At 40.9% G+C, this 5,328-nt stretch carries 4 protein-coding genes and 2 pseudogenes; 4 read left to right on the top strand and 2 right to left on the bottom strand.

Annotated elements, in window-relative coordinates; genetic code table 11:
• A pseudogene (locus tag IQ242_RS15880) lies at window positions 1-1,422 on the top strand (hypothetical protein); the annotation flags it as partial.
• A 127-nt stretch (window positions 1,423-1,549) separates the two neighbouring features.
• On the opposite strand, the pseudogene IQ242_RS15875 reads toward IQ242_RS15880, so the two are convergent.
• Window positions 1,550-1,693, bottom strand: a pseudogene (locus IQ242_RS15875) (IS30 family transposase); the annotation flags it as partial.
• A 187-nt stretch (window positions 1,694-1,880) separates the two neighbouring features.
• Here IQ242_RS15875 and IQ242_RS15870 point away from each other — a divergent pair.
• Entirely contained in the window at window positions 1,881-2,687 is an 807-nt protein-coding gene (locus IQ242_RS15870) for a creatininase family protein (protein ID WP_193960623.1), read from the top strand.
• A 7-nt stretch (window positions 2,688-2,694) separates the two neighbouring features.
• Here the strand turns inward: IQ242_RS15870 and IQ242_RS15865 are convergent, their stop codons facing one another.
• Window positions 2,695-2,952, bottom strand: a complete 258-nt coding sequence (locus IQ242_RS15865) for a hypothetical protein (RefSeq protein ID WP_193960624.1) — start codon at window positions 2,950-2,952, stop codon at window positions 2,695-2,697.
• Window positions 2,953-3,352: 400 nt separating this feature from the next.
• Here IQ242_RS15865 and ndk point away from each other — a divergent pair, with 400 nt between their 5' ends.
• Window positions 3,353-3,802 carry a nucleoside-diphosphate kinase gene (ndk, locus tag IQ242_RS15860; RefSeq protein WP_193960622.1) on the top strand — a complete coding sequence of 150 codons (450 nt, stop codon included), beginning with the start codon at window positions 3,353-3,355 and terminating at the stop codon, window positions 3,800-3,802.
• A gap of 105 nt (window positions 3,803-3,907) precedes the next feature.
• On the top strand, window positions 3,908-5,281 hold the full coding sequence (locus tag IQ242_RS15855) for an HD domain-containing phosphohydrolase (RefSeq protein ID WP_002796380.1): 1,374 nt from the start codon (window positions 3,908-3,910) through the stop codon (window positions 5,279-5,281).
• The last annotated feature ends 47 nt before the right edge of the window (window positions 5,282-5,328 follow it).

Raw genomic sequence — 5,328 nt, 5'->3', positions numbered from 1 at the left:
GCTTTAGAGTATCTTCCCGATCACCTATCTTTGAAATTAGAATTAATGCGGTTAATGCCGATAGTTTACAAAACTCAAGCAGATATTATGCAATATCGATCAAACTACGAGAAACAGTTAGATAATATCTTGTCTAATCTTGATTTAACCACTACTCATCAACAACAAGAGGCTTGGAAAAGTATTGGTTTAAGAACTAATTTTTATCTCCAATATCAAGGTAAAAATGATTTAGAACTACAAAAAAAATATGGGAAATTAGTTTATAAAATTACCTCAGCTAACTTTCCTGATTGGGTGAAAAACCTAACCATACCGACGGGAAAAATCCGCCTTGGCTATATTTCTGCTCACTTGCGTCATCACACGGTAGCGAAACTCTTTCAAGGATGGTTGCAGTGGCGAAATCGAGAACAATTTGAAATTTACTGTTATGGAATAGATATTAATAACACCTTCGATAATTTTACGAGAGAATATCAACAGCAAAGTGATTATTTTTATCAGTTTGATAATCTAGTAAATGGGGAAAAAATTGCTCAACATATTTTAGATAATCAGTTACATATTCTCGTTTATTTAGATATTGGTATGGATGCTCGCACTACCCAACTAGCAGGATTACGTTTAGCTCCAGTACAATGTGTAACTTGGGGCCATCCCATCACCTCAGGATTACCAACAATTGATTATTTTATCTCCAGTGAATTAATGGAACCCACGGAGGGAGATAATCACTACAGTGAAAAATTAATTCGCTTATCCAATTTAGGTATTGCCTATGCTAAACCCTCGCTTCCTCCCCAGAGAAAAACTCGTTTAGAGATGGGATTAGCCGAGGATAAAATCATCTATTTAAACTGTCAGAGTTTATTTAAATATCTGCCAGAAAATGACGATATTTTTCCTAGAATTGCCCGACAAGTTCCCCACAGCCACTTTATTTTTATCTGTCATCGTAGCGAATTTGTGACCCATTGCTTTCAGTCGAGGTTAAGTCAAGCTTTTAATAGGTATGGACTCAATTGGCAAGATTACGGGGTAATGATGCCACAATTAGAACAAAATGATTATTTTCAGCTTAACCTATTAGCAGACATCTATTTAGATAACTTAAGTTGGTCGGGGGGAAATACCACCTTAGAAGCAATTGCCTGTCAGCTTCCAGTTGTTACCTGTCCGGGGGAATTTATGCGCGGAAGACATTCCTATGCTATCTTGAAAAAATTAGGCATAACCGAGACAATTGCTACGGATAAAAATCACTATATTGAAATTGCTATCCGTTTAGGTTTAGATAATCAATGGCGACAAACAATCAAAGATTATACTAAAATGAATATCGATACAGTATTTAACGATCGAACCTCTGTAGAAAGTCTAGAAAGATTTTATCAATCTGTAGCAGGAGAGGGTAGATAAAACTTTAGGGATACATAGGGTTTGCGGCAAAAAGTTTGTTGGGGTGTGGGGTATGGGGAAGAAAACCAAATAAAGTTGATTTTGTCAAGGATTTAAGATGCTCTTACCCTGGGTTTAATCCTCTTTACCAAAAATGATAAGGATTAGCAAAATAAAAATCTGCTCCTAGTTTCTGACTCAACTCTTGATGTCCACAAAATTCTTTGGCCTTGTCACAAAGGTGGGTTTTTCTTTTGTCAGGGGGAATCTCTTAGAAAAGTTTTTCGGTGACAAGGGTTGATTTCCGATGCGCTCCGCTTCGACTCTTTCTTTTTCCTCGTCTGGCCGCCTAGATATTCTTGATGCTCTCCACAATCTCGATAGTTGACGATTGGCCACCTTGCCAAGAATTAGTGATAAAATTACAATATAAACAGTAATTTTTCCTCTAACCATAATCCCTCACCCCCAATAAAATTATGATGCACGGTTTTATTCCCCCACATCGTTATTTTCCCTATCTTACTTGGACAGATATAGATTCAATGCCAGATAAGGAAAATGTGGTAATTATTCAACCCATCGGTGCGATCGAACAACACGGACCCCATCTACCTATTGCCGTCGATGCTGTCATTAGTTTAGGGGTTTTAGGCAAAGCTTTCGAGAAATTAGATACAAACATCGCCGCTTTCGCTTTACCCTGTCTCTACTACGGAAAATCTAACGAACATTGGTCTTTTCCCGGTACGATTACCCTCTCGGGAGCCACCTTATTAACCCTCATTCAAGAGATAGCTGAAAGTCTCTATCGTTCGGGTTTTCGCAAGTTAGTATTAATGAACTCCCACGGCGGGCAACCGCAAGTTATGGAAATTGCTGCTAGGGATATTCATCAACAATATCCCGATTTTTTAGTATTTCCTTTTTTCACTTGGCGAGTTCCCCACAATGCGGCTGAATTATTCTCGGAATATGAATTAGAATACGGTATTCATGCAGGAGATGTGGAAACTAGCATGATGTTATCATTACTGCCAGAACAGGTAAAAATTGAGCGGGCCGTCCGAGAATATCCTCAAGGTTTGCCAGAAAATAGTTTGTTAACTATGGAGGGAAAATTACCCTTTGCTTGGTTAACTAAGGAATTAACTAAAAGTGGAGTGATGGGAGATGCTACTAATGCAAGTAAAGAAAAAGGCGATCGATTATTAGAATCTGTTGCTAATGGTTGGGTACAGGTGATCGCTGATGTTTATCAATTCCGTCAACCGAAGTTATATTAATAGAAGATTAATTATAGTTGTTAATAAGCTGTACTGCATTTAACCTGCCTATTGGTAATTTTAGTACAAAGGATAAAACTCCATCTCCCTTCTCCTTTGATTCAGTAATTTGCTCACCATCTTCCCTTAACATAAATAGAGGAAATTTTAACCAGATAAGAGTATTTTTTCCATAATCATTAATTTCAATCATGAGTTTTATCCCTGAGGTTGTATAATTTTTGTCAACGGTAACAAAAAGAAAAGAAACGACATTTTTTACCATATTTTTTCTGGGGGATAAGAATCGAAAACAGAATCAACGACTAGGATAATTAGGGGCTGCTGAATAAATCTAAAAACCTTGTTGGATAAGGCTTTTAGACTTTTTTTCCTCAAAAAGTGCCGACCATTGGAGGGATCGGGGGTAAAATTCCTGGACTTTTTCCCTGAAAATTATGTAACTGACTACCCCAAAATCGGTAAAACCCTACACCCCCCCGATGTCGGGGGGGTAGGGGGGGTCACACCCTGCCCCCACGAAAAACTTTTTGCCGCAAACCCTAGCTAAATCGGACAGCAAGCTAACTCAGCAATTGAAGCGAAAATTCTGCCATTCTCTAGGATGCCATTCTGGGTTAATATGGGTTTCGGACGCAATTTATGGCTAAATTTTAAGAGGCAGTATGGAACGCACTTTCTTAATGATTAAACCCGACGGTGTGCAGCGCAATCTGGTGGGGGAAATTATTCAACGCTTTGAAGCTAAAGGTTTTACACTGGTTGGGTTGAAAATGATGCAGGTTTCTAGGGAATTAGCGGAAAAACACTACGCTGTTCATAAAGAAAGACCCTTTTTCCATTCTTTGGTCGATTTTATTACCTCCTCCCCCGTGGTGGCTATGGTTTGGCAAGGAGACGGAGTAATTGCCTCCGCTAGAAAAATTATTGGCGCCACTAATCCCCTCAATGCTGAACCTGGTACGATTCGCGGTGATTTTGGCATTAGTGTCGGACGCAATCTTATCCATGGGTCCGATGGTCCATATACCGCCAGAGATGAAGTTAGTCTCTGGTTTAGCGATGCAGAATTGGCTGATTGGACTCCCGCCATCACTCCCTGGGTGGTAGAATAAACCCCTTTGAGGCAGTCAGGAGCCGGTCGTCAGCAGACAGGAGACAGGAGATGGCTTTTATTTATTCTCCTGTCTCCCCTCACTCAACCCCTAATCTTGCCACTTATGACCGTAGAATCCAGCTTACAACAGTTAAAAAGAGCTTCATCGGGACGATTACCCAGCAGTTACGGGGTCTATTTTAAGAATACCCTTGTGGCCCTCTGTCATGCGCTTGAAGATCATATCTTGCAAACTAGCAGCCCAGACAGTACAAATAAACCACTGGTATTAGTCACCTTTCAACAGGGAAAATGGTATTTACAGGAAGCTGAGCGCTATTTAGATATTGCTCGCTCTTCTCGTCATATTGCGATCGCTGCCGTGGCCGATAGTGGTTTTTCTGAGCATAAAACCGGCAGTTTAGAGAATGTTTCGCTAGTGAACTTAGATAATAGCGATAGTTTGGTTAATGAATGGAATTTAATCATTCTTTCCCCCGATTACGCCTCCATGGTACTCTGTCATGAGTTATCCCCAGAAGAATACCGGTCCGATAGTCAACCCCAAATAGACACGGAGCGAAAATTCTACGGTTTATGGACATTCGATCGCGATTTAGTCGAAAAAGCCGCTAGGATCTTAATTGAGCGTCTGCATCCTTATAATCCCAGTCTAGCGGCCGATTTAAGCAGACAACAGCAGGAAATTAGTCAAAATATTAATCCCATTCCCACGGATTTAACGGGAGTAGTCTCTCGCATTGTCACCTATCTGCAAACCAGTCAACAGCAGTTAGTCACCGTCAGCAGACAAACGCGAGAATTAAGCGACTTAGAAGGACAAGCATCCCGTTTAAATAAAAATTTGGCCGCTAATAAACTACAAGCTTTTCTAAGAATGGCTCAAAAAGTCGATGAAAGAGATATTGATAATCCCCTTGCTTCCCTACAGGTGGCCGCTTTAGCGGAAATGTTGGGACAATTGCTCGATTTACCCACCCTGAGATTACGACGCTTACGATTAGCCGGTTTATTATACCGCATCGGTCTAGCGGAGGCTCCGATCGAAGTTTTTAGACAGCGTGCCAGTCAGTTAGAGGGAGCAAATGCGTTATTTTGGCGGGATAGATCGGTGTTAGGCGCACAATTACTCGCCACTATGCCCGAATTAGCCCCAATTCAGCAGATTATTTACCATGAGTTTGAATACTGGGATGGTAGCGGGGTTCCCAACGGCTTAAAAGGGGAAGAAATCAGCCTAGAGTCGCGAATTTTAGGATTATCAGCCTATTTTCAGGAATTAACTCAACCGCGAGGCGATCGACTAGCTCTAGATTTAGGAGAGGCCCTAGAACGATGTCAAAATTATAGCGGGATTCGTTTCGATCCCGCTTTGGTAGAAAAATTAAGTTCGGTAATTCGTCTGTGCGAAATGGGATGGATGCAATTACCCGATCGCCCTAGTCAAGTCCCCGCCGTCTGGTTAGAATCAGTTTAGATTAGGGTCTGCTGAAAAAGTTTTTCGGTGGGGGTAGGGTGTGGGGT

It is taken from the genome of Microcystis sp. LEGE 08355, from assembly GCF_015207185.1.
GTDB classification, from domain to species: Bacteria; Cyanobacteriota; Cyanobacteriia; order Cyanobacteriales; family Microcystaceae; genus Microcystis; species Microcystis panniformis.
The sequence above is the reverse complement of the archived record's forward strand: the minus strand, read 5'-3'. Positions and strand labels throughout refer to the sequence as shown.